Annotated in this window: 20 protein-coding genes and 1 pseudogene; 8 read left to right on the top strand and 13 right to left on the bottom strand. The window is 69.4% G+C overall.

The window, feature by feature from the left end:
- Positions 1–72: 72 nt before the first annotated feature.
- On the top strand, positions 73–558 hold the full coding sequence (locus Q392_RS30725; RefSeq protein WP_038218477.1) for an Lrp/AsnC family transcriptional regulator: 486 nt from the start codon (positions 73–75) through the stop codon (positions 556–558).
- On the opposite strand, the gene Q392_RS30720 is transcribed toward Q392_RS30725, so the two are convergent.
- From Q392_RS30720 to scpA, 8 genes are all read right to left on the bottom strand, one after another.
- Positions 548–1039, bottom strand: coding sequence for a VOC family protein (locus Q392_RS30720; protein WP_038218470.1), 492 nt, complete (start codon positions 1037–1039; stop codon positions 548–550). The genes Q392_RS30725 and Q392_RS30720 overlap by 11 nt on opposite strands.
- On the bottom strand, positions 1036–2085 hold the full coding sequence (gene bioB, locus Q392_RS30715) for a biotin synthase BioB (protein ID WP_038218468.1): 1050 nt from the start codon (positions 2083–2085) through the stop codon (positions 1036–1038). The genes Q392_RS30720 and bioB overlap by 4 nt, the downstream gene beginning before the upstream one ends.
- Complete coding sequence (locus Q392_RS30710; RefSeq protein ID WP_038218466.1) at positions 2082–4136, bottom strand: acetyl-CoA carboxylase biotin carboxylase subunit; 2055 nt, start codon at positions 4134–4136, stop codon at positions 2082–2084. The genes bioB and Q392_RS30710 overlap by 4 nt, the downstream gene beginning before the upstream one ends.
- A 37-nt stretch (positions 4137–4173) precedes the next feature.
- The gene (locus Q392_RS30705) at positions 4174–4794 is read right to left on the bottom strand and encodes a glutathione S-transferase family protein (protein WP_038218454.1); all 621 of its coding nucleotides are present in this window, start codon (positions 4792–4794) and stop codon (positions 4174–4176) included.
- A 26-nt stretch (positions 4795–4820) separates the two neighbouring features.
- Complete coding sequence (locus Q392_RS30700) at positions 4821–6365, bottom strand: acyl-CoA carboxylase subunit beta (RefSeq protein ID WP_038218452.1); 1545 nt, start codon at positions 6363–6365, stop codon at positions 4821–4823.
- A complete protein-coding gene (meaB, locus tag Q392_RS30695) occupies positions 6362–7468 on the bottom strand; it encodes a methylmalonyl Co-A mutase-associated GTPase MeaB (RefSeq protein WP_051954124.1) in 1107 nt (368 codons plus the stop codon). The genes Q392_RS30700 and meaB overlap by 4 nt, the downstream gene beginning before the upstream one ends.
- On the bottom strand, positions 7465–8034 hold the full coding sequence (locus Q392_RS32525) for a GIY-YIG nuclease family protein (protein WP_084217505.1): 570 nt from the start codon (positions 8032–8034) through the stop codon (positions 7465–7467). Before Q392_RS32525 ends, meaB begins: the two co-directional genes overlap by 4 nt.
- Positions 8035–8116: 82 nt before the next feature.
- Positions 8117–10279 (bottom strand): methylmalonyl-CoA mutase, encoded by a 2163-nt coding sequence (scpA, locus tag Q392_RS30690; RefSeq protein WP_038218451.1) that lies wholly within the window; start codon positions 10277–10279, stop codon positions 8117–8119.
- A gap of 63 nt (positions 10280–10342) precedes the next feature.
- Between scpA and Q392_RS30685 the strand changes: the two genes are divergently transcribed.
- Entirely contained in the window at positions 10343–10990 is a 648-nt protein-coding gene (locus Q392_RS30685; RefSeq protein WP_038218449.1) for a GntR family transcriptional regulator, read from the top strand.
- Positions 10991–11074: 84 nt separating this feature from the next.
- The gene (locus tag Q392_RS30680; RefSeq protein ID WP_038218448.1) at positions 11075–11521 is read left to right on the top strand and encodes an antitoxin Xre/MbcA/ParS toxin-binding domain-containing protein; all 447 of its coding nucleotides are present in this window, start codon (positions 11075–11077) and stop codon (positions 11519–11521) included.
- A gap of 12 nt (positions 11522–11533) precedes the next feature.
- Here Q392_RS30680 and dusA read toward each other — a convergent pair whose 3' ends face one another.
- The 5 genes from dusA to phbB all read right to left on the bottom strand — a co-directional run bounded on the left by dusA (position 11534) and on the right by phbB (position 16249).
- Positions 11534–12556 carry a tRNA dihydrouridine(20/20a) synthase DusA gene (dusA, locus tag Q392_RS30675; protein WP_038218446.1) on the bottom strand — a complete coding sequence of 341 codons (1023 nt, stop codon included), beginning with the start codon at positions 12554–12556 and terminating at the stop codon, positions 11534–11536.
- 44 nt (positions 12557–12600) lie between these two features.
- Complete coding sequence (locus Q392_RS30670; RefSeq protein WP_038218444.1) at positions 12601–13185, bottom strand: hypothetical protein; 585 nt, start codon at positions 13183–13185, stop codon at positions 12601–12603.
- 72 nt (positions 13186–13257) lie between these two features.
- A complete protein-coding gene (locus Q392_RS30665) occupies positions 13258–13521 on the bottom strand; it encodes a hypothetical protein (RefSeq protein ID WP_051954122.1) in 264 nt (87 codons plus the stop codon).
- 187 nt (positions 13522–13708) lie between these two features.
- Entirely contained in the window at positions 13709–15421 is a 1713-nt protein-coding gene (locus Q392_RS30660) for a cation:proton antiporter domain-containing protein (protein WP_038218442.1), read from the bottom strand.
- A gap of 90 nt (positions 15422–15511) precedes the next feature.
- A complete protein-coding gene (gene phbB / locus Q392_RS30655; RefSeq protein WP_038218440.1) occupies positions 15512–16249 on the bottom strand; it encodes an acetoacetyl-CoA reductase in 738 nt (245 codons plus the stop codon).
- Positions 16250–16482: 233 nt separating this feature from the next.
- Between phbB and Q392_RS30650 the strand changes: the two genes are divergently transcribed.
- The 5 genes and pseudogenes from Q392_RS30650 to Q392_RS30630 all read left to right on the top strand — a co-directional run.
- Positions 16483–17508: an ABC transporter ATP-binding protein gene (locus Q392_RS30650; protein ID WP_038218438.1), complete on the top strand. Its 1026-nt coding sequence runs from the start codon at positions 16483–16485 to the stop codon at positions 17506–17508.
- Between the two features lie 18 nt (positions 17509–17526).
- Positions 17527–18828, top strand: coding sequence for an ABC transporter substrate-binding protein (locus Q392_RS30645; RefSeq protein WP_038218431.1), 1302 nt, complete (start codon positions 17527–17529; stop codon positions 18826–18828).
- 131 nt (positions 18829–18959) lie between these two features.
- Entirely contained in the window at positions 18960–19841 is an 882-nt protein-coding gene (locus Q392_RS30640; protein WP_038218576.1) for a carbohydrate ABC transporter permease, read from the top strand.
- Positions 19842–19988: 147 nt separating this feature from the next.
- The gene (locus Q392_RS30635) at positions 19989–20828 is read left to right on the top strand and encodes a carbohydrate ABC transporter permease (RefSeq protein ID WP_038218430.1); all 840 of its coding nucleotides are present in this window, start codon (positions 19989–19991) and stop codon (positions 20826–20828) included.
- A gap of 242 nt (positions 20829–21070) precedes the next feature.
- Positions 21071–21759: pseudogene (locus Q392_RS30630) on the top strand (hypothetical protein); the annotation flags it as partial.

Genomic DNA, 21759 nt, shown 5'->3' with positions numbered 1-21759 from the left:
TTCATCCATGCATGATTCAAGGCATCGGCGCTAGGATCGCCTTCATTTCCACGGACATGGAAGGAGCCGGCCTTGAATCCCGAACTCGACGCCTACGACACCCGCATCCTGGCCGAGCTGCAGGCCGACGCCCGCCTCTCGATGGCCGAGCTGGGCCGCCGCGTGCACCTGAGCCAGCCCGCCGTGACCGAGCGCGTGCGCAAGCTCGAATCGGCCGGCGTCATCACCGGCTACCGCGCGTCGGTGGACCTGGCGAAGCTGGGCTACGGCATCCGCGCCATCGTGCGCGTCGGCCGCGCCGAGTACGCCCGCGTCGTCAAGCTGGTACGCGAGACGCCCGAGTGCATCAACGCCTACAACGTGACCGGCGAGGACAGCTGGGTCATCGAGATCGCCGTCATCGACGTGGCGCACCTGGACGCGGTGGTCACCAAGTTCTGCCTGCTCACCGAGACGGCGACCTCGATCATCCTGAACCCGGCGCGCGAGCACCAGCCGATGCTGCCGGCGAGCAAGAGCGACGTGAAACCGCCGGTGAAGAAGGTGGTCAACGCGTAGCGGCGAGCCGGCCGAAGGCTTCGACGACCTCCGGCGGCGCCTGCACCATCTCGATCAGCACGCCCTCGCCCGAGATGGGAAATTCCTCGCTGCCCTTGGGGTGCAGGAAGCAGATGTCGAAGCCCGCCGCGCCCTTGCGGATGCCGCCGGGCGCGAAGCGCACGCCCTGTGCCGTCAGCCATTCCACAGCCTTCGGCAGGTCGTCGATCCACAGGCCGACGTGGTTGAGCGGCGTGGCGTGCACCGCCGGCTTCTTCTCCGGGTCCATCGGCTGCATCAGGTCCACCTCGACCTTGAAGGGGCCTTCGCCGATGGCGCAGATGTCCTCGTCCACGTTCTCGCGTTCGCTCTTGAAGGTGCCGGTGCGCTCCAGGCCCAGCATGTCCACCCACAGGGTGGCCAGGCGCTGCTTGTCGGGCCCGCCGATGGCGATCTGCTGGATGCCCAGCACCTTGAACGGCCGGGTCGTCGTCGTGTTCATGCGCAGCCTCCTTCGGATGCAACGGTGTCGCGGCCTTGCAGGCCCAGCTTGGCGAGCAGTTGCCGGTCGGCCTCCACGTCGGGGTTGCCGGTGACCAGCAGCTTGTCGCCGTAGAAGATGGAGTTGGCGCCGGCCAGGAAGCACAGCGCCTGCACCGCCTCGCCGAGCTGCTGGCGGCCGGCCGACAGGCGCACGCGCGCCTTCGGCATCAGGATGCGGGCCACGGCGATCACGCGCACGAAGTCCAGCGGGTCGATCGGCTCGCTGTCGGCCAGCGGCGTGCCGGGCACGCGCACCAGGCTGTTGATGGGCACCGACTCCGGGTACGGCTCCAGGTTGGCGAGCTGCGCCAGCAGGCCGGCGCGGTGCACCGGCGCCTCGCCCATGCCGACGATGCCGCCACAGCACACGCTGATGCCGGCCGCGCGCACGTGGGCCAGGGTGTCGAGCCGGTCCTGGTACGTGCGGGTGTCGACGATGTCGCCGTAGTACTCGGGCGCGGTGTCGAGGTTGTGGTTGTAGTAGTCCAGGCCGGCGTCGCGCAGTGCCTGCGCCTGGTGCGCCTCCAGCATGCCCAGCGTGGCGCAGGACTGCAGGCCCAGGCCCTTGACGGCCTGCACCAGCTCGGCCACCTTCTCGATGTCGCGGTCCTTCGGCGCGCGCCAGGCGGCGCCCATGCAGAAGCGGGTGGCGCCGGCGTCCTTGGCGGCCTGCGCGGCGCGCGTCACCTCCTCCACGCTCATCAGCTTCTGTGCCTTCACCCCCGTGTCGAACTCGGCCGACTGCGGGCAGTAGCCGCAGTTCTCGGGGCAGCCGCCGGTCTTCACAGAGAGAAGTGTCGCCAGCTCGATGTCGCCCTCGGGCCAGTGTTCGCGGTGCGCGGCCTGGGCACGGAACAGCAGCTCGTTGAAGGGCAACTCCAGCAGCGCCTGCACCGCCTCCACGGGCCAGCGCGGCGCAGCGGGCCGCGGCTGCGCCTTCGCCGGCCGGCGCAGCGCGACGGGCCGCTCGGGCGCTTCCACTGCGTCGATGCCGCCCGCCGTCATGCGAACTCCATGATCACCTGGTCCACGGCCAGCGATTCGCCCTTGGCGGCGGCGATCTTGCCGACCACGCCGTCCTGCGCGGCGAACAGCACGTTCTCCATCTTCATCGCCTCGATGACGGCCAGCTTCTCGCCGGCCTGCACCTGCTGGCCTTCCTGGACGGCCACGTCCACCAGCAGGCCCGGCATCGGCGAGAGCAGGAACTTGCTCATGTCCGGCGGCGCCTTGTAGGGCATCAGCGCCAGCAGGCGCGCGCCCAGCGGCGAGAGCACCATCGCCTCGATCTGCGTGCCGTTGTGCTGCACGCGCAGGGCCAGCGGGTTCTTGCCGGCGCCGCGCTCCACCTGGGCGGTGAAGGGCTGGCCGTTGACCCGGCCTTCCACGCGGATGCTGCCCAGGGGCGACAGGCTGTCGATGCGGTAGCTGTTCGCGCCCACCTGCACGGCGCTGGAGCCGGTCTTGCCCTGGAAATCGGTGACCGACACCGGCGTGTGCACGTGCTGCCCGTCGGCCGCCAGCGTGACGACCACGAACTGCTCGCCCACCTTCACGCCATGCCCTTCGAGCTGGCCGCTGATGCCCGAGGCGCGGGCGCGGTAGCGGCGGTGCACGTAGGCCGCCAGCGCGACCAGGAAATCCGGGTCGGCATGCGGCACGTCCTCGGCGCGGAAGCCGTGCGCGTAGTGCTCGGCGATGAAGCCGGTGTTGAACTCTCCCGAGACGAACTTCGGATGCGCCAGCAGCGCCGCCTGGAAGGGGATGTTGCTGTGGATGCCGCGGATCACGAAGCCGTTGAGCGCCTCGCGCATCAGTGCGATCGCGTGGTTGCGGTCGCGGCCGTGCACGATCAGCTTGGCGATCATCGAGTCGTAGTACATCGGGATCTCGCCGCCCTCGTACACGCCGGTGTCCACCCGCACGCCGTAGGCGTCGGCCGGCGTCGGCTCGGCGGCGGCCAGTTGCTCGGCCGGCGGCTGGAAGCGCACCAGCCGGCCCGTGCTGGGCAGGAAGTTGCGGAACGGGTCCTCGGCGTTGATGCGGCACTCGATCGCCCAGCCGTTGCGCTGCACGTCCTTCTGCGCCAGCGGCAGCTTCTCGCCGGCCGCCACGCGGATCATCAGCTCCACCAGGTCCAGCCCGGTGATGCACTCGGTCACCGGGTGCTCCACCTGCAGGCGGGTGTTCATCTCCAGGAAGTAGAAGCTCTGGTCCTTGCCGACCACGAACTCCACCGTGCCCGCGCTCTGGTACTTCACCGCCTTCGCGAGCGCCACCGCCTGCTCGCCCATCGCCTTGCGCGTGGCCTCGCTGATGAAGGGCGACGGCGCCTCCTCGATCACCTTCTGGTGGCGGCGCTGGATCGAGCACTCGCGCTCGTTCAGGTAGATCACGTTGCCGTGCGCGTCGCCCAGCACCTGGATCTCGATATGGCGCGGCTCCTCGACGAACTTCTCGATGAACACGCGGTCGTCGCCGAAGGAGTTGCGCGCCTCGTTGCGGCAGGAGGTGAAGCCTTCCAGCGCCTCCTTGTCGTTGAAGGCCACGCGCAGGCCCTTGCCGCCGCCGCCGGCGCTGGCCTTGATCATCACCGGGTAGCCGATGCCCTTGGCGATCTCCACCGCCTGCTCGGCCGTGTCGATGGCGTCGTTGTAGCCGGGGATGGTGTTGACCTTGGCCTCGCCCGCCAGCTTCTTCGAGGCGATCTTGTCGCCCATCGCGGCGATGGAGTAGTGCTTGGGGCCGATGAAGACGATGCCCTCTTCCTCGACGCGCTTGGCGAAGCCCTCGTTCTCGGAGAGGAAGCCGTAGCCGGGGTGCACCGCCTCGGCGCCCGTCTTCTTGCACGCCTCGATGATGCGGTCGGCCAGCAGGTAGCTCTCGCGCGAGGGCGCGGCGCCGATGTGCACGGCCTCGTCGGCCAGCTCGACGTGGCGGGCGTCCTTGTCGGCGTCCGAGTACACGGCCACGGTCCGGATGCCGAGCTTGCGTGCCGTCTTGATGACGCGGCACGCGATTTCGCCCCGGTTGGCGATCAGGATCTTCTTGAACACTTTTCTTGCTCCGTTCTTGTTCGACGAGCGCACGCGCCTATGCGAGCCCCAGTTGCTCGCGCATCGCCTTGTTCTTCGCTTCGGCGCGCTGGTAGGCCGGGCGCCCGTTCAACCGGTCCACGTAGTCCTTGAACACGGGCGTGGGCTCGATCTGCTTGAAGTCCATCATGAAGCGCAACGTGCCGCCGAACACCTGGTCCGCCATGGAGAAGGTGTCGCCCAGCACGAAGGACCTGCCGGCGATGGCGCTTTCGGCCGCGGCGAGCATGGAGGCGAAGTTGCCCCAGCCGGCGGCGACCTCCTTGACCGTCCACCCGCTCTGCTTCGCCATCACGGCCGGCTCGATCACGCTCGGCGCGAAGAAGGCCCAGCGCAGGTAGGTGGCGCGCAGCGGGTCGTCCAGCGCGGGGGCCAGCTTGCCCGGCTGGTAGCGGTCGGCCAGGTACAGCGCGATGGCCGCGGCCTCGGTGACGACGACGTCGCCGTCGACCAGCGTGGGCAGCTTGCCCATCGGGTTCTTCGACACGAGTTCCGGGCCCTTCTGCTCGCCCTTCATGATGTCGATCACCTTCAGGTCGTAGTCGACCCCGGCTTCTTCCAGGGCCCAGAGCGTGCCGGCCGCTCGGGAGTACGGGTGGTAGTAGAGGCTGATGGACATGGCGTGCTCCTTCTGCGGGCGTTCGCTCAGAGAGGGATGTTCCCGTGCTTGCGCCACGGGTTCTCCAGTTTCTTCTCGCGCAGCATCACCAGGCTGCGGCAGATGCGCTTGCGCGTCTCGCTCGGCAGGATCACGTCGTCGATGTAGCCGCGCGCGCCGGCGACGAAGGGATTGGCGAAGCGGGCCTTGTATTCGGCCTCGCGGGCGGCCAGCTTGTCGGGGTCGTTCTTGTCCTCGCGGAAGATGATCTCCACCGCGCCCTTGGCGCCCATCACCGCGATCTCGGCGCGCGGCCAGGCCAGGTTGACGTCGCCGCGCAGGTGCTTGGAGGCCATCACGTCGTAGGCGCCGCCATACGCCTTGCGCGTGATGACCGTCACCTTGGGCACGGTGCACTCGGCGTAGGCGTAGAGCAGCTTGGCCCCGTGCTTGATGATGCCGCCGTACTCCTGGCTGGTGCCGGGCATGAAGCCGGGCACGTCGACGAAGGTGATGACGGGGATGTTGAAGGCGTCGCAGAAGCGCACGAAGCGCGCCGCCTTGATGCTCGACTTGATGTCCAGGCAGCCGGCCAGCACCAGCGGCTGGTTGGCGACGATGCCCACGCTCTGCCCCTCCATGCGGGCGAAGCCGATGACGATGTTCTTCGCATAGTCGGGCTGCAGTTCGAAGAAGTCGCCGTCGTCCACGACCTTGAGGATCAGCTCCTTCATGTCGTAGGGCTTGTTCGGGTTGTCGGGCACCAGCGTGTCCAGCGACAGTTCGGCGCGCTCGGCCGGGTCGCCGCGGCCGTCGTTGCCCAGGCGCACCGGCGGCTTCTCGCGGTTGGACAGCGGCAGGTAGTTGAACAGGCGCCGCAGCATCATCAGCGCCTCGACGTCGTTGTCGAAGGCCAGGTCGGCCACGCCGCTCTTGGTGGTGTGGGTGGAGGCGCCGCCCAGCTCCTCGGCCGTCACGTCCTCGTGCGTCACGGTCTTCACCACCTCGGGGCCGGTGACGAACATGTAGCTGGAGTCCTTCACCATGAAGATGAAGTCGGTCATGGCCGGGGAGTACACCGCGCCGCCGGCGCAGGGGCCCATGATCAGGCTGATCTGCGGGATCACCCCCGAGGCCATTACGTTGCGCTGGAACACCTCGGCATAGCCGCCCAGCGAGGCCACGCCCTCCTGGATGCGCGCGCCGCCGGAGTCGTTCAGGCCGATGACCGGCGCGCCGACCTTCATGGCCTGGTCCATCACCTTGCAGATCTTCTCGGCGTGCGCCTCGCTGAGCGCGCCGCCGAAGACGGTGAAGTCCTGGCTGAAGACGAACACCAGCCGGCCGTTGATCATGCCGTAGCCGGTCACCACGCCGTCGCCCGGGATCTTCTGCCCCGCCATGCCGAAGTCGGTGCAGCGGTGCTCGACGAACATGTCCCATTCCTCGAAGGTGCCGTCGTCCAGCAGCAGTTCGATGCGCTCGCGCGCGGTGAGCTTGCCCTTCTTGTGTTGCGCGTCGATGCGCTTCTGGCCGCCGCCCAGGTGGGCCTGCGCGCGGCGGCGTTCGAGTTCTTCGAGGATTTCCTTCATGGTGTCCTGCCGGTTTCGTTGATGTTGCTTGTGGCTTGCCGGGAATCGGAGGGCTGCGGCGCGGCCTGGCCGGCGAGCTGGAGCAGTTGCCGCGCCGCCGCCGAAGCCGGCAGCCGGCCGGCAGCCACTTCCGCGGTGATGGCGGGCAGCCGCCCGCGCACGCCCGGGTGCTGGCGGAACTGCTGCTTCAGCCCGGCCTCGATGCGTTCCCACATCCAGGCCAGCGCCTGCTTCTCGCGCCGCGCGGCCAGCCGGCCGTTGGCCGCCTGGAGCGCGCGGAACTCGCTCACGGCGGCCCAGAAGCGGTCCACGCCGGCGCCGGTGAGCGCGCTGAGCTGGATCACCTTCGGCTGCCAGAAGCGCAGTTCGGCACCGCTGTGCGCGTCGTGCATCGCCCGCGCGTGCTCCGGGTTGCCGTGGTGGCCGAACAGGCGCAGCGCCGAGGTGATCTGCGCCTGCGCGCGGGTGGCGGCGTCCTTGTCCAGGTCGGCCTTGTTGATGGCCACCAGGTCGGCGATCTCCATCACGCCCTTCTTGATGGCCTGCAGGTCGTCGCCCGCGTTGGGCAATTGCAGCAGCACGAACATGTCGGTCATGCCGGCCACGGCCGTCTCGCTCTGGCCGACGCCCACCGTCTCGACGATCACGACGTCGTAGCCGGCGGCCTCGCACACCAGCATGGCCTCGCGCGTCTTCTCGGCCACGCCGCCCAGCGTGCCCGACGAGGGGCTGGGGCGGATGTAGGCGCTTTCATGCACGGAGAGCCGTTCCATGCGCGTCTTGTCGCCGAGGATCGAGCCGCCGGAGACGGTGGAGGACGGATCGATGGTGAGCACGGCCACGCGATGGCCCTGGTCGATCAGGTACAGCCCCAGCGCCTCGATGAAGGTGGACTTGCCCACACCCGGCACGCCGGAGATGCCCAGGCGGAAGGACTTGCCCGTGTGCGGCAGCAGCGCCGTGAGCAGTTCGTCCGCCTGCGCGCGGTGGTCGGCGCGGGTGGATTCGAGCAGGGTGATGGCCTTGGCGATGGCACGGCGCTGGGCCATGGGCGAGGCAGTGCGGAGGATGCCGTCAGTGTGGACGGCGGCGAGCGAGGTCATCGGCTCCGCGCCTCCGGCGAATGCGCCCCCAACCGTTCGGGCTGAGCCTGTCGAAGCCGGGATGCGACCGCTGTTGCTGCATCCCGCCCTTCGACAAGCTCAGGACGAACGGGTCGGGCGGAAGCGTCCGAGTGAAAATACAGGCACTGCTCAGGTCGAACGGATTGGAGGGGGGTGGCCGTGCCCTCCCACCGTTCGGGCTGAGCTTGTCGAAGCCGGAGCGCAGCCGCTGTTGCTGCATCCCGCCCTTCGACAGGCTCGGGGCGAGCGGGTTGGGGAGCGGCGTCCGCGCGGGAACGCGCCAACTGCTGAATCGCCGCCCAGTCTCCGCGAATCAGCGCCTCCTTCTTGGCCCGCGACCATCCCTTGATCCGCTGCTCGAATGCGATCGCGCCTTCGCGCGTCTCGAACTCGCCCTGCCAGAGCAGCTCGACCGGCTTGCGCGTCGCGGTGTAGCCGATCGCACCGTCGGCGTGTTGCCGCAGGCGAAGCGCCATGTCGTCGGTCTGCCCCACGTAGTAGGACGCATCCGAGCAGCGCAACAGATAGACGAAGAAGGGTTTCAAGCGACGGGACGGGAAAGGGCTTCGACAAGCTCAGCCCGAACGGTGGAGGGAATGCGCCGCATGGACGAACGACAACCTGCGATCAGGCGGCCACCGCCGCCTTGATCTGCTCCAGCACGTCCTTCGCGCTCGCCGGGATGGGCGTGCCCGGCCCGTAGATGCCCTTGACGCCGGCCTCGTAGAGGAAGTCGTAGTCCTGCCGCGGGATCACGCCGCCGACGAAGACGATGATGTCGTCGGCGCCCTGCTTCTTCAGCTCCTCGATGATGGCGGGCACCAGCGTCTTGTGGCCGGCGGCCAGGGTGCTCACGCCCACCGCGTGCACGTCGTTCTCGATCGCCTGGCGGGCGCACTCTTCCGGCGTCTGGAACAGCGGCCCCATGTCCACGTCGAAGCCCAGGTCGGCGAAGGCCGTGGCCACCACCTTGGCGCCGCGGTCGTGGCCGTCCTGGCCCAGCTTGGAGATCATCACGCGCGGCCGGCGGCCCTGCGCCTCGGCGAAGTCGCCGATCTCCTTCTTGAGTTGTTCCCAGCCCTCGGCCGAGTCGTAGGCGGCTGCGTACACACCGGTCACCTTCTGCGTGTCGGCGCGGTGGCGGCCGAAGGCCTTCTCCAGCGCGTCGGAGATCTCGCCCACCGTGGCCCGCAGGCGCACGGCCCGGATGCTCAGGTCGAGCAGGTTGCCCTGGCCGCTCTCGGCGGCCTGCGTCAGCGCGTCGAGCGCGGCCTGCACCTGGGCGGCATCGCGGCCCTCGCGCACCTTCTTCAGGCGCGCGATCTGCGACTCGCGCACCTTCATGTTGTCGATGGCGAGGATCTCGACCGGGTCCTCGTCCTTGAGCTTGTACTTGTTGACGCCGACGATCACGTCCTTGCCCGAGTCGATGCGCGCCTGCTTCTCGGCGGCCGCCGCCTCGATCTTGAGCTTGGCCCAGCCGCTGTCCACGGCCTTGGTCATGCCGCCCATCGCCTCGACCTCCTCGATGATGGCCCAGGCGGCGTCGGCCATGTCCTGGGTGAGCTTCTCCATCATGTAGCTGCCGGCCCAGGGGTCGATCACGTTGGTGATGTGCGTCTCTTCCTGGATGATGAGCTGCGTGTTGCGCGCGATGCGGGCCGAGAACTCGGTGGGCAGCGCGATGGCCTCGTCCAGCGCGTTGGTGTGCAGCGACTGCGTGCCGCCGAAGACGGCCGCCATCGCCTCGATGGTGGTGCGCACCACGTTGTTGTACGGGTCCTGCTCGGTCAGGCTCCAGCCCGAGGTCTGGCAGTGCGTGCGCAGCATCAGGCTCTTGGGGTTCTTCGCGCCGAAGCCCTTCATGATCCGGCACCACAGCAGGCGCGCGGCGCGCATCTTGGCGACTTCCAGATAGAAGTTCATGCCGATGGCCCAGAAGAAGGACAGGCGGCCGGCGAAGTCGTCGACGTCCATGCCCTTGGCGGTGGCCGTCTTGACGTACTCCTTGCCGTCGGCCAGGGTGAAGGCCAGCTCCAGCGCCTGGTTGGCGCCCGCCTCCTGCATGTGGTAGCCGCTGATCGAGATCGAGTTGAACTTCGGCATGTTCTTCGCCGTGTACTCGATGATGTCGCCGATGATCCGCATGCTCGGCTCGGGCGGGAAGATGTAGGTGTTGCGGACCATGAACTCCTTGAGGATGTCGTTCTGGATGGTTCCGCTCAGCTTGTCCTGGCTCACGCCCTGCTCTTCCGCCGCGATCACGTAGCCGGCCAGCACCGGCAGCACCGCGCCGTTCATCGTCATCGACACGCTGACCTTGTCCAGCGGGATGCCGTCGAACAGGATCTTCATGTCCTCCACCGAGTCGATCGCCACGCCGGCCTTGCCCACGTCGCCGGTCACGCGCGGGTGGTCGCTGTCGTAGCCGCGGTGCGTCGCCAGGTCGAAGGCAACGGAAACCCCCTGCCCGCCGGCGGCCAGCGCCCGGCGGTAGAAGGCGTTCGATTCCTCGGCGGTGGAGAAGCCCGCGTACTGGCGGATCGTCCACGGCCGCACCGCGTACATGGTGGCCTGCGGGCCGCGGATGTAGGGCTCGAAGCCGGGCAGCGTGTCGGTGTACTTCAGCCCCTTCAGGTCGGCCGCCGTGTACAGCGGCTTGACGGCGATGCCGTCCGGCGTCACCCAGTTCAGGGCGGCCGGGTCGCCGCCCGGCGCGGACTTGGCTGCCGCCTTGGCCCAGTCGTCGAGCGTGGCCGTCTTGAAGGAGGGTTCGGGAATGCTGCTCATCCCGCCAGTCTAACCGCTGTAATTATTAATTCAAACACCCGGTTCTGCGGTACAGTCCGCCCCATGTCCGCCGTGACCCTGACCCCGCGCGCCCTGTACGAGGAGGTGGCCGAGCAGTTGCGCCAGCGCATCTTCAGCCGCGAGCTGGAGCCCGGCAGCTGGATCGACGAGCTGAAGATCGCCGAGGAGTTCGGCATCAGCCGCACGCCCCTGCGCGAGGCGCTGAAGGTGCTGGCCGCCGAGGGCCTGGTGACGATGAAGGTGCGCCGCGGCGCCTATGTGACCGAAGTGTCCGAGCGCGACCTGGCGGACGTGTACCACCTGCTGGCGCTGCTGGAGAGCGACGCCGCCGGCGTGGCTGCCGAGCGCGCCACGCCCGAGCAGATCGCCGAGCTGAAGGCGCTGCACGCCGAGCTGGAGGCCGCCGCCCGGCCCGGCCGGGTGGACCGCGAGCACTTCTTCGCGGTCAACGAGCGCTTCCACATGCGCCTGCTGGCCATCGCCGACAACCGCTGGCGCGACCAGTTGGTGGCCGACCTGCGCAAGGTGATGAAGCTCAACCGCCACAACTCGCTGCTCAAGGCCGGGCGCATCGCCGAGTCCCTGGCCGAGCACCGGGCGCTGATGGCGGCCATCGAGGCGCGCGACCCGCAGGCCGCCGTGGCGCGGATGCAGGCGCACTTCAGGAGCGGGCTCGAAGCGGCGGCCTGAGCCCGCTGCGCCGCCGCTTGCGATACTCGAGGGCTGGATTCCGCCGCCCCTCCCCCGGGGCGCCCTCAAGACACCGTGAAAAGCATGCCCTCTTCTCTCGCCGACATCGAAGCCCAGATACGGCGCCTCAGCGACGAGCGCGAAGCCATGGAGCAGCAGCGCGAACGCCTGCGCGCCGAGGAGCTGAAGGTCCTGGCCGATGCCTATGCCCGCAAGCTGCGGGCAGCCGGCTTCACGATCAGGGAAGGCCTGGCCGCGCTGCGCCCCTACGCCGCCGTGCGCCTGGCCCGAGAACAGCCCGACGCGCCGCCTGTGGAAGCGCCAGCATCGGCGCCGTCCGCACCGCAAGGCACCGCCGCACCGCAGGACCTGCGCTCGCGCGCCGCCCAGGTGCTGGGACCGGACGCGTCGCGCTGGCTGCGGCGGCCCCACCCGCTGCTGGGCGGGCAGACGCCGCAGCAGGTCGCCGCCACGCCCCAGGGGCTGGAGAAGGTCAACGCGCTGCTGGCGGCGTACGCCCGCGGCGCCTAGGCGGCAGAACGCTCAGGCCGGGTCCGCCACCGGCGCGGCGGCATGCGCCAGCGCCATCACCTCGTGCGGCGGCCGCTCGCGCAGGCGCCGGTCGCTCCACACCTGCCGCCAGCGGCGCGCGCCCGGCAGGCCGTTGCGCAGGCCCAGCATGTGGCGCGCGATGTTCGGCCAGGGCGTGCCGTGCGCGGCGGCCTCGCGCACCATGTAGTCGCACATCCGCGCCTCCACGTCCTCGCGCGTCAGCGCCTGCGGGGCGTCGCCGAAGAAGTGTTCGTCCCACCCGGCCAGCCACCACGGGTTGTGGTACGCCTCGCGCCCGACCATCGCGCCGTCGAGCAGGCGCAGGTGTTCGTGCACCTGCGCGTCGGCGCGGATGCCGCCGTTGATCGAGAAGCGCAGCGCCGGAAAGTCGTGCTTGAGCCGGTGCACCAGCTCGTGGCGCAGCGGCGGGATCTCGCGGTTCTCCTTCGGCGAGAGGCCCTTGAGCCAGGCGTTGCGCGCATGCACGATGAAGGTCTTGCAGCCGGCTTCGCTCACCGTGCCGACGAAGTCGCGCACGAACTCGTAGCGCTCCACCTTGTCGATGCCGATGCGGTGCTTGACTGTGACCGGCACGCCGACCGCGTCGACCATCGCCTTCACGCAGTCCGCCACCAGTTGCGGCTCGGCCATCAGGCAGGCACCGAAGGCGCCGCGCTGCACGCGCTCGCTGGGGCAGCCGCAGTTGAGGTTGATCTCGTCGTAGCCCCACTGCTCGCCCAGCCTGGCGCACTTCGCCAGGTCGTCCGGCTCGCTGCCGCCCAGCTGCAGCGCCACCGGGTGCTCGGACGGATCGAAGCGCAGGTGCCTCGGCACGTCGCCGTGCAGCAGCGCGCCGGTGGTCACCATCTCGGTGTAGAGCAGCGCCCGCCGGCTGAGCAGGCGATGCAGGTAGCGGCAGTGGCGGTCGGTCCAGTCGAGCATGGGAGCGACCGACAGCCGATGATCGGGAAAGGCAGGGAGAGTTTCAGCGGAAGACATCGCAGGCGCGGGCATCGTGCGGACGCCCGGGGTCGGATTGTCCCCGAGCGCCGCGCCGCTCAGATCGGATCGCGCGAACCGCCGAGCTGGCCGTACGAGGTGCGCAGGCCCTGGTAGTCGGTCGGCCCGCTGGTCTCGGGCGGGTGGCCGGAGGCGCTGAGCCAGCCGACGATGGTCGGCAGGCGGCGGTCGAAGTGGCCCTGCAGCGCGGTCCAGTCCGGCACCTCGGGCAGCAGTTCCACCACTTCGAGCGCCTCGACCGCGATGGTGCGCAGGCTGGTGACCATGGCCAGGCCGCGGCCGTCCAGCTGCTGCAGGCTGGCTTCGCGTCCCTGGGAGAGGATTTCCTGCAGGATGCGCCGGTGGACGAGGAAGTCCGCCAGGCTCTGCTTGGCGCAGGCGTCGGCCAGTTCGCGGAACACCCAGTGCATGTTGGCGGCGAACAGCGCCGCCACGTGCTGCGCCTGCCGCTGAGTGCGGCGGGCCGCCTCGTTCTGCAGCTGCGCACCCCACAGCAGGGCCATCAGCACGCCCACTGCCTGGATCCAGGCAGCCCATTCCAGGGGGCTCTGCGGCGCCGCCAGCCAGACCACCAGGCCCAGGCCCACCACGCAGGCGACAGCGACATAGACGACGCGCTTCATGGGTGGCCTCCGGCAGCGGGCACCGGGCCTGCGGGCAGGCGGCAGGGGACGGGGTGGCTCATCGGCGGGCTCTCAGCGCGGCGGGTGGGCGGCAGAAGCCGAAGCAGCGGCCGGCTGCCCCGTGCGCGGGCCATCGCGGCCGAACAGGCGCCGCATCGCCGCCACGCCGGCGACCAGCGCATCGGAATAGCTGCGCTGCGGTTCCGCGGCCGCTTCCAGCACCGCGTAGGGCAGCACGTCGTCCACCGCGCAGTCCACCGCTTCGAGCAGCACCCAGTGGAATTCGCCCGCCTCCAGTTCCTGGACGGTGAGTGCGACATTGCGCAACGTGGACATGGGACGACTCGGGACGCTTCCTGCGAACAGCAATGGGACACCGTCATGGTAGGTCAAAGGACTTCATCGTCCGCGGTCACAATTTCACGTTTCGCTACATTTGTGACTTGATTTTGCGCCGAAACGTGGCCGGTGCATGCCCTCGCGGGGACTTTTGCCCTGGCGCAGGCCCTGAAAGCACGCCGATTCAGGCCGCCGCGATGGCGCGCCGCAGCACGTCGCGGGCCATCGCCTGCGCCAGTTCCTGCTCGCCGAGGAAAACGGTGGCCGCCTCCTCCTGCGCCAGCAGGCGCGCCTCGGCCTCGTTGTGGCTGCGGATGACGATCTCGACGGCCGGGTTGAGCGTGCGCGCCGTGGCGATCATCTGGCGCACGTTGAGGGCGTCGGGCGTGGCCACCACCAGCACGCGCGCCCGCGCGATGTGGGCCTGGATCAGCACCGCGGGCTCCGCCGCGTCGCCCCAGACGGCGGCCAGCCCGTCCTCGCGCATGCGCTCCACCAGTTCGCGGTTCTGGTCGGCCACGACGAAGGGCACGTCGCGCGAGCGCAGTTCCGCCGCGATGCGCCGGCCCACCCGCCCGTAGCCCACCAGCACCACCTGGCGCGAGAGGAAGCGCGCCTCGGTCTCCTGCGGCAACTCGGCCAGCGGGTCGTCGCGCGCCTCCAGCCGCCGCGCCAGCGCGGAATGCACGCGCAGCCAGCGCAGCACCGGCCCGATCGCGCCGAAGCACAGCGGGTTGGCGGCGATGGAGATCAGCGCGCCGGCCAGCACCAGGCTCTGCGCCTGCACCGGCAGCAGTTCGTGGCGGGCGCCGAGCGCGACCAGGATGAAGGAGAACTCGCCGATCTGCGCCAGGCTGGCGCTCACCGTGAGCGCGGTGGCCAGCGGGTAGCGGAAGGCGAGCACCAGCGCGCAGGCGGCAAAGGACTTGCCGAACACGATGACCAGCACCACCGCCAGCACCTGCAGCGGCTGCTCGACCAGCACGCTCGGGTCGAACAGCATGCCCACCGACACGAAGAACAGCACCGCGAAGGCGTCGCGCAGCGGCAGCGATTCCTGCGCCGCCCGGTGGCTGAACTCCGATTCGCGCATCACCATGCCGGCGAAGAAGGCCCCCAGCGCGAAGGACACGCCGAACAGCGAGGCCGAGGCGAAGGCGATGCTCACCGCCGCCGCCACCACGCACAGGGTGAACAGCTCGCGCGAGCCGGTGCGCGTGACCTGCCACAAGAGCCAGGGGAAGACGCGCCGCCCCACCACCAGCATCAGCGCGACGAAGCCGCCCACCTGCAGCAGCGTGACGCCCAGCGTGCGCCAGACGGAGGCGGCGGCCTCGGCCTCCGCGCCGTCGCCGGCATCGGCCCGGCCGCCCAGCGCGCCGGCCAGCGGCGGCAGCAGCACCAGCACCAGCACCATCGCCAGGTCTTCCACCACCAGCCAGCCCACGGCGATGCGGCCGGTGTGGCTTTCGAGCAGGCCGAGGTTCTCCAGCGCCCGCAGCAGCACCACCGTGCTGGCCACCGACAGCGCCAGGCCGAACACCAGTGCCGCGCCGATCGGCCAGCCCCACGAGAGCGACATGGCCGCGCCCATCAGCGTGGCGGCGACGATCTGCACCAGCGCCCCCGGCAGCGCGATGCGCCGCACGGCGAGCAGGTCGTCCAGCGAGAAGTGCAGGCCGACGCCGAACATCAGCAGCATCACGCCGATCTCGGCCAGTTGCGCGGCGATGGCCGCGTCGGCGACGAAGCCCGGGGTGAAGGGCCCGATGATGACCCCGGCCAGCAGGTAGCCCACCAGCGCCGGGATGCGCAGCCGCGCCGCGGCGAAGCCGAGGATCAGCGCCAGGCCGAGGGCGGCGGCGATGGTGTTGATCAGGGAGACGCCGTGATGCATGGAGCCATTTTGCAGGCGTGTCGCGCCATGGCGCAGAAAAAAACGAAGGCCCGCGCGGGGCGGGCCTTCAGGCGGGGCGCGGCGTGCGGCTCAATGCATGTGCAGGCCGCCGTTGACGGAGAAGTCGGCGCCGGTGGAGTAGCTGCCCTCGTCGGACGCCAGCCACGAGATGATCGAGGCGATCTCGCTGGGCTCGCCCAGCCGCTTGACCGGGATGGTGGCGACGATCTTGTCCAGCACCTCCTGGCGGATCGCCTTGACCATGTCGGTGCCGATGTAGCCCGGGCTCACGGTGTTGACCGTCACGCCCTTGTTGGCCAGCTCCTGCGCCAGCGCCATGGTGAAGCCGTGCATGCCGGCCTTGGCCGCCGAGTAGTTGGTCTGGCCGGCCTGGCCCTTGGCGCCGTTGACCGAGCTGATGTTGACGATGCGGCCCCAGCCCTTCTCGACCATGTCGCCCACCACCTGCTTGGTGACGTTGAACATGCTGTTGAGGTTGGTCTCGATGACGGCATTCCAGTCGTCGGGCGTCATCTTCACGAACATGCGGTCGCGGGTGATGCCGGCGTTGTTGACCAGCACGTCGATGCTGCCGTGCTCGGCCTTGGCCTTGGAGAAGGCCTCGACGGTAGAGTCCCAGTTGCCGACGTTGCCGACCGAGGCATGGAAAGTGAAGCCCTGTTCCTTCTGCTCGGCCAGCCATTTGGCGTAGTCACGGGTGGGGCCGCAGCCCGCGATCACCGTGAACCCGTCCTTGTGGAGGCGCTGGCAGATGGCAGTCCCGATGCCCCCCATGCCGCCGGTGACGTATGCGACTTTCTTGCTCATGTCCATTTCCTTCAAAACTGCCGGCCCGTGCGGCCGGTCTCGACCACTGTAGCGATGTTTGCTGAAGCCTCCGGCTCAGGAAAACACCAACAGCACCCCGGGGCTTGCAGCCGCCGGCGCCGCGATGGTGCACCGGCGCCGCGCGGCCATGCGTCACCGATTGTTCATCGGGTCGACACGGGGCGGGTTCCCCCTCGGACGAACTGTCATATCGGACTTTTAGACTCGTCCGGATGTCTGCCATCGAGCTGATCGACGTCGCCAAGTCCTGGGGTGACAGCACCGCACTGCACGCCGTCAACCTGCGCATCGAACCCGGCAGCTTCTGCGTCCTGCTCGGCCCCTCGGGCTGCGGCAAGTCGACCACGCTGCGCATCATCGCCGGGCTGGACAACGCCAGCGCCGGCCAGGTGCGCATCGGCGGCCGCGAGGTGGGCGCGCTGCCGCCGGCGCAGCGCGGCATCGCGATGGTGTTCCAGAACTACGCGCTCTTCCCGCACCTCTCGGTGGCGGACAACATCACCTTCGGCCTGGCGGTGCGCAAGGTGCCGCCCGCCGAGCGCGCCCGCCGCCTGGCGCACGCCGCCGAGCTGCTCGGCCTGGACGCACTCCTGGCGCGCCGGCCCGGCCAGCTCTCGGGCGGCCAGCAGCAGCGGGTGGCGCTGGGCCGTGCGCTGGTGGCGCAGGCGCAGGTCTGTCTCATGGATGAACCACTGTCCAACCTGGACGCGCAGCTGCGCCAGGACATGCGCCGCGAACTGCGCGAGCTGCAGCGCCAGCTCGGCCTGACGGTGGTGTACGTCACGCACGACCAGGCCGAGGCGATGAGCATGGCCGACCAGGTGGTGCTGCTGAACAAGGGCCGCGTCGAGCAGGCCGGCTCGCCGCGCGAGCTGTACGCGCGCCCGGCCACCACCTTCGCCGCGCGCTTCGTCGGCACGCCGCCGATGAACCTGGTGGCGCTGGCGCGCGGGCGCATCGCCGGCAGCGACGTCGACACCGGCCTGGCCGGCGCCACGCTGGGCGTGCGGCCGGAAGCCATCGCGCTCGCCGCGGCCGAGGGCATTCCCGCCACCGTGCAGAGCACCGAGTACCTGGGCGCCGACCTGGTGCTGCGCTGCGCGGTCGGCAGCCAGTCGCTGCTGGTGCGCACCGACGGCCGCCGCACCGCGCAGGCCGGCGACGCCGTGCACCTCGACTGGTCCTACGACGACGCGCACGCCTTCGACGCCGAGGGCCGCCGCATTCCATCCCCCTGAAACCGGAGAAGACTCCCCATGCGACAACGCACCTTCCTCAAGACCCTGGCGATCCCCTTCGTCGCCGGCACCACCCTGCTCGGCGCCCTGGCGCCGGCCCTGGCCCAGGCGCCGACCGAGGTCCAGTTCTACTACCCGGTGGCCGTGGGCGGCCCCATCGCCAAGATCATCGACGGCTTCGCCGAGGGCTTCATGAAGGAGCACCCCGGCATCAAGGTCACGCCGATCTACGCCGGCACCTACCAGGAGACCATCGTCAAGGCGCTGACGGCGCACAAGTCGGGCACGCCGCCGGTCACCTCGGTGCTGCTGTCGACCGACATGTTCACGCTGATCGACGAGGACGCGATCGTGCCCTTCGACAACTTCGCGAAGACGGCCGAGGACAAGGCGTGGATGGGCAGCTTCTATCCCGCCTTCATGATGAACAGCCGCACCGGCGGCAAGACCTGGGGCATCCCCTTCCAGCGCTCCACCGTGGTGATGTACTGGAACAAGGAGCTGTTCAAGGAGGCCGGCCTCGACCCGAACAAGCCGCCCGCCAACTGGGCCGAGCTGAAGGACATGGCGGCGAAGCTGACGAAGAAGGACGCCGGCGGCAAGACGACGCAGTACGGCGTGCAGATCCCGTCGAGCGGCTTCCCCTACTGGCTGTTCCAGACGCTCACCACGCCCAACGACGCCATCCTGGCCAACGAGACCGGCACCAAGGTGAAGTTCGACGACCCGAAGGTGGTCGAGGCGCTGCAGTTCTGGGTCGACCTGGGCAAGGCCGGCGTGCACCCCACCGGCGTGGTCGAGTGGGGCACCACGCCCAAGGACTTCTTCGAGAAGAAGGCCGCCATCATCTACACCACCACCGGCAACCTGACCAACATCAAGGCCAACGCGAAGTTCGACTTCGGCGTCGGCATGATCCCGGGCAACAAGCGCAAGGGCTCGCCCACCGGCGGCGGCAACTTCTACATCTTCAAGAAGAGCACGCCGGCGCAGCAGGAGGCGGCGTACAAGTTCGTCAAGTGGATCACCCAGCCCGAGCGCGCCGCGCAGTGGAGCATCGACACCGGCTACGTCGCCGTCTCGGCCGCCGCCTACGACACGCCGGCGCTGAAGAAGTACGGCGCCGAGTTCCCGCCCGCGCTGGTGGCGCGCGACCAGTTGCCGGTCTCGGTGGCCGAGTTCTCCACGCACGACAACCAGCGCGTGACCAAGGCACTGAACGACGGCCTGCAGGCCGCGCTGACCGGCGCCAAGACGCCCAAACAGGCGATGCAGGACGCGCAAAAAGAAGCCGACCGCATCCTGCGCGGCTATAAATAAGTGACCACCCCCAGTCTTCGCGGACTTCGTTCCGCTCCGCCAACCCCCTGCAAGGGGGCACACCCTACGGCCTGGCAAAGCCAGTTCCGTGGGTGTTCCCGCATGGCCTGCTCCGCGGCCTTCTGACCAGGATGCGCAACGCCTCATCGATCCGCGCCGTCCACGCCTGGCTGATGGTGCTGCCGGCGATGGCGGTGCTGGTGGGCTTCACCCACTGGCCGGCCGTCGCCACGCTGGTCGACAGCTTCTTCTCCACACCCAAGGGCGGACGCGAGGCGGTGTGGGTGGGCGTCGAGAACTACCAGGTGATGGCCGAGGACCCGGTGTTCTGGAAGGCGGTGCGCAACAACCTGCTGTTCGCCGCCGCCACCATCCCCTGCTCCATCGGCCTGGCGCTGGCGATGGCGCTGTGGGTGAACGAGCGCATCGCCGGCCGCGCCTTCCTGCGCATGGCCTACTTCACGCCCACCGTGCTGCCGATGATCGCGGTGGCGAACATCTGGCTGTTCTTCTACACGCCGCAGTACGGCCTGCTGGAACAGCTCACCGGCGCGCTCGGCCTGCCCTCGCACAACTGGCTGGGCAGCCCCTCCACCGCGCTGGGCGCCGTCACCGTGGTGGCGATCTGGAAGGAAGCCGGCTTCTTCATGATCTTCTACCTGGCCGCGCTGCAGACGCTCAACCCCAGCCTGCGCGAGGCGGCGGCCATCGAGGGCGCCTCGCGCTGGTACTTCTTCCGGCGCGTGCAGTGGCCGCTTTTGATGCCCACCACGCTGTTCGTGCTGGTCAACGCCTTCATCAATGCCTTCCGCATGGTCGACCACCTGTTCGTGCTCACCCGCGGCGGGCCCGACAACGCCACCATCCTGCTGCTCTACCACCTGTATGAGGTGGGCTTCAGCTTCTGGGACACCGCCTACGCCGCCGCGCTCACCGTGGTGCTGATCGTGGTGCTGGTGGGCATCGCGCTCTTCCAGTTCTTCGCGCTGGACCGCCGGGTGCACTACCGATGAGCGCAGCGCCGGGCCGCCCCAAGCAAGCGAACGCCCCCTCGGGGGACAGCGAGGACACGCAGTGCCGAGCGTGGGGGCCGACATGAGCCCCCGCCCGGCCGTTCCGAAGGAGGCTCGCACCGCAGTGCGAAGCACGGAGGTTATCCAATGAGCGCCGCCGTCCCTTCGGAACGGCTCGCGTGGAACGAGCCCACCCGGCTGGACACGCTGGCCGCCTGGCTGCTGGCGCTGCTGTGGATCCTGCCGCTGCTGTACGCCGTGTGGACGGCCTTCCATCCGGCCGAATACTCCACCCGCTTCGCCCTCTTCGCGCCGCTCACGCTCGAGAACTTCGGCCGCGCCTGGGAGGCCGCGCCCTTCGCGCGCTACTTCCTCAACACCACGCTGCTGGTGCTGATGATCCTGGCGGCGCAACTGGTGCTGTCCACCCTGGCCGCCTATGCCTTCGCGCGCGCCAGCTTCCGCGGTCGCGACCTGCTGTTCTCGCTGGTGCTGATGCAGCTCGTCGTGATGCCCGACATGCTGATCGTCGAGAACTACCGCACCATGGTGCGCCTGGGCCTGGTGGACACGCTGCTCGCCATCGGCCTGCCCTACTTCGGCTCGGCGCTGGCGATCTTCCTTTTGCGTCAGACCTTCATGGGCATCCCGAAGGAACTGGACGAGGCCGCGCGGGTGGAAGGCGCCGGGCCGCTGCAGACGCTGTGGCGGGTGTACGTGCCGCTGGCGCGGCCGGTCTACACCGCCTTCGGGCTGGTGTCAGTGAGCTACCACTGGAACAACTTCCTCTGGCCGCTGGTGGTCACCAACAGCCCGCAGGCGCGCACGCTCACCGTCGGGCTGCAGGTGTTCTCGTCGGTGGACCAGGGCGTGGACTGGTCGGTCATCACCGCCGCCACGCTGATGACGGCGGCGCCGTTGCTCGTCGCCTTTCTGCTGTTCCAGCGGCAGTTCGTGCAGAGCTTCATGCGCGCGGGGATCAAGTAAGACCTGTCACCTACAGACGGGTCGGCCGCGGCGCTTCTGCCGTTACGGCGTTACGTAACGCCCCCACGTAACACGGCGGCCGCGCGCGCCTGCGGCGCCTGCACCGGCGCTGCGCCTGTTTCAGAAAATCCTTTGCCGGCAGCAACTTAGCCGCCGCGATGCGCCTGTGCCCGGCGTATCCGCGAACAGGCATGCATGTTGCCCCGTGAGTGGCGTTGCTTTTCTTGTCCAACGAGGCCGCCATGACCGAACCTTCTTCCTCGACCGTCGCCACCGCAGCATCCGCGGTGCAGGCGACGCCGCTCGCCCCCGTGCAGATTGCGCAAGCCACGACCGCCGCGACGCCCCTGGCGCCCGCCGCCGCGCACGGCAGCGTGGGCACCCTTTCCAACGCCACGCCGGGCGTGGCGATCGTACGCGACGGCGTGCGCATGCCGGTCGAAGGCACGCAGCAGCTGATGTCGGGCGACCGGGTCCTGGTGCCCGAGGGCGGCCAGGCGGCCGTGAGCTTCCCTGGCTCGGCTTCCAACAAGGCGCCGCTGAACGGCACGCTGACGGGCGGCACGGACGCCACCATCTCGACCACCACGCTGCCCGGCGGGCTGGAGCAGGTCGACGTCGACCTGGCCACGGGCGACCTCGTCGTGACGCCGGAAGGCGGCGACGCGGAAGCGGCCGCGCTGGCCGTCAAGAAGAAGCTGGCGGCCGGCGGCGGCTTCGGCCTCGGCGACTTCGCGCTGGGCGCCCTGGGCGGTGCCGTGCTGGCCTCCGCGCTCGACAGCGGCGGCGACGACGGCGGGACCATGCCCATGTTCATTCCCGTTCCGAACGATGAAGGGGATGGTGACGCGGATGCTGATGCCGATGCCGATGCCGATGCCGATGCCGACGCTGATGCCGATGCCGATGCCGATGCCGATGCCGATGCCGA

The organism is Xenophilus azovorans DSM 13620, from assembly GCF_000745855.1.
Taxonomy (GTDB): Bacteria; Pseudomonadota; Gammaproteobacteria; order Burkholderiales; family Burkholderiaceae_C; genus Xenophilus; species Xenophilus azovorans.
This window is presented reverse-complemented; position numbering and strand designations above follow the sequence as displayed.

What these genes read in the sequence shown, in the direction of transcription:
- Q392_RS30720 (WP_038218470.1), bottom strand. Translation starts at nt 1,039, where the DNA reads ATGAACACGACGACGACCCGGCCGTTCAAGGTGCTGGGCATCCAGCAG.
- bioB (WP_038218468.1), bottom strand. Translation starts at nt 2,085, where the DNA reads ATGACGGCGGGCGGCATCGACGCAGTGGAAGCGCCCGAGCGGCCCGTC.
- Q392_RS30705 (WP_038218454.1), bottom strand. Translation starts at nt 4,794, where the DNA reads ATGTCCATCAGCCTCTACTACCACCCGTACTCCCGAGCGGCCGGCACG.
- Q392_RS30700 (WP_038218452.1), bottom strand. Translation starts at nt 6,365, where the DNA reads ATGAAGGAAATCCTCGAAGAACTCGAACGCCGCCGCGCGCAGGCCCAC.
- meaB (WP_051954124.1), bottom strand. Translation starts at nt 7,468, where the DNA reads ATGACCTCGCTCGCCGCCGTCCACACTGACGGCATCCTCCGCACTGCC.
- scpA (WP_038218451.1), bottom strand. Translation starts at nt 10,279, where the DNA reads ATGAGCAGCATTCCCGAACCCTCCTTCAAGACGGCCACGCTCGACGAC.
- Q392_RS30685 (WP_038218449.1), top strand. Translation starts at nt 10,343, where the DNA reads ATGTCCGCCGTGACCCTGACCCCGCGCGCCCTGTACGAGGAGGTGGCC.
- Q392_RS30680 (WP_038218448.1), top strand. Translation starts at nt 11,075, where the DNA reads ATGCCCTCTTCTCTCGCCGACATCGAAGCCCAGATACGGCGCCTCAGC.
- dusA (WP_038218446.1), bottom strand. Translation starts at nt 12,556, where the DNA reads ATGCCCGCGCCTGCGATGTCTTCCGCTGAAACTCTCCCTGCCTTTCCC.
- Q392_RS30670 (WP_038218444.1), bottom strand. Translation starts at nt 13,185, where the DNA reads ATGAAGCGCGTCGTCTATGTCGCTGTCGCCTGCGTGGTGGGCCTGGGC.
- Q392_RS30665 (WP_051954122.1), bottom strand. Translation starts at nt 13,521, where the DNA reads ATGTCCACGTTGCGCAATGTCGCACTCACCGTCCAGGAACTGGAGGCG.
- Q392_RS30660 (WP_038218442.1), bottom strand. Translation starts at nt 15,421, where the DNA reads ATGCATCACGGCGTCTCCCTGATCAACACCATCGCCGCCGCCCTCGGC.
- phbB (WP_038218440.1), bottom strand. Translation starts at nt 16,249, where the DNA reads ATGAGCAAGAAAGTCGCATACGTCACCGGCGGCATGGGGGGCATCGGG.
- Q392_RS30650 (WP_038218438.1), top strand. Translation starts at nt 16,483, where the DNA reads ATGTCTGCCATCGAGCTGATCGACGTCGCCAAGTCCTGGGGTGACAGC.
- Q392_RS30645 (WP_038218431.1), top strand. Translation starts at nt 17,527, where the DNA reads ATGCGACAACGCACCTTCCTCAAGACCCTGGCGATCCCCTTCGTCGCC.
- Q392_RS30640 (WP_038218576.1), top strand. Translation starts at nt 18,960, where the DNA reads ATGCGCAACGCCTCATCGATCCGCGCCGTCCACGCCTGGCTGATGGTG.
- Q392_RS30635 (WP_038218430.1), top strand. Translation starts at nt 19,989, where the DNA reads ATGAGCGCCGCCGTCCCTTCGGAACGGCTCGCGTGGAACGAGCCCACC.